The following is a 1131-nucleotide window of genomic DNA, read 5'->3' as shown; positions in this document are numbered from 1 at the left end:
GGCCCGAGCCGAAGCCCGAGCCGCAGGCCGCCCCGGCGCAGGCCCAGACCCAGGCCCCGCAGCAGGCGCCCGCCGCTCCGGCCCAGGCCCCCGCCCCGGCCGCCGCCGGTGAGGGCGCCTATGTGACCCCGCTGGTGCGCAAGCTCGCCGCCGAGAACGGCGTCGACCTGTCCACCGTCAAGGGCACCGGCGTCGGCGGCCGCATCCGCAAGCAGGATGTCGTGGCCGCGGCCGAGGCCGCCAGGGCGCAGACTGCCCAGGCTCCGGCACCGGCCGCCGCTCCGGCGGGCCGCGGCCCGGCCAAGGCCGAGCCGTCGCCGCTGCGCGGCCAGACGGTGCCGATGACCCGCATCCGCAAGGTCATCGCCGAGAACATGATGAAGGCGCTGCACAAGCAGGCGCAGCTGTCCACCGTGGTCGAGGTGGACGTCACGCGGGTCATGCGGCTGCGGGCCCGGGCCAAGGAGGACTTCCTGGCCCGTGAGGGCGTCAAGCTCTCCCCGATGCCGTTCTTCGTCAAGGCCGCCGCCGAGGCGCTGAAGGTCCACCCGTCGATCAACGCCAAGATCAACGACGACGGCACCGTGACCTACCACGACGTCGAGAACATCGGCATCGCGGTGGACTCGGAGAAGGGCCTGATGGTCCCGGTCATCAAGGGCGCGGGCGACCTGAACCTGGCCGGCGTCGCCAAGAAGACCGCGGAGCTGGCGGGCAAGGTCCGCACCGGCAAGCTCAGCCCGGACGACATGTCCGGCGGCACGTTCACGATCAGCAACACCGGTTCGCGCGGTGCGCTGTTCGACACGATCATCGTGAACTACCCGCAGGTGGCCGAGCTGGGCATCGGCGTCACCGTGCGCCGCCCGGTCGTGGTGGACCACCCGGAGCTGGGCGAGACCATCGCCATCCGGGACATGGTCTACCTGACCCTGTCCTACGACCACCAGCTGGTCGACGGCGCGGACGCCGCCCGCTACCTGGCGGACGTCAAGGCCCGCCTGGAGGCCGGCGAGTTCGAGGGCGAGCTGGGTCTCTGACCGCTCCCCCGCATCGGGGGCCCCCCCCCGGTCCCCCCCCGGCGGGGGGGCCGCCGCGGGGGGCGGGGGGCGGTTAGGAGTTTTTCTACCC

At 73.2% G+C, this 1131-nt stretch carries 1 protein-coding gene; it reads left to right on the top strand.

What is annotated here, in order from left to right; translation table 11 throughout:
* Positions 1-1040 (top strand): 2-oxoglutarate dehydrogenase, E2 component, dihydrolipoamide succinyltransferase (gene sucB / locus AC2CJA_RS26785; RefSeq protein WP_484605225.1); only part of this gene is annotated, 1040 nt, incomplete at its 5' end.
* Positions 1041-1131: the final 91 nt, after the last annotated feature.

The sequence above is a fragment of the Streptomyces sp. ATLC9 genome, assembly GCF_057196705.1.
Note: the sequence above shows the minus strand (reverse complement) of the source record. Positions and strands in the feature narration are given on the sequence as shown.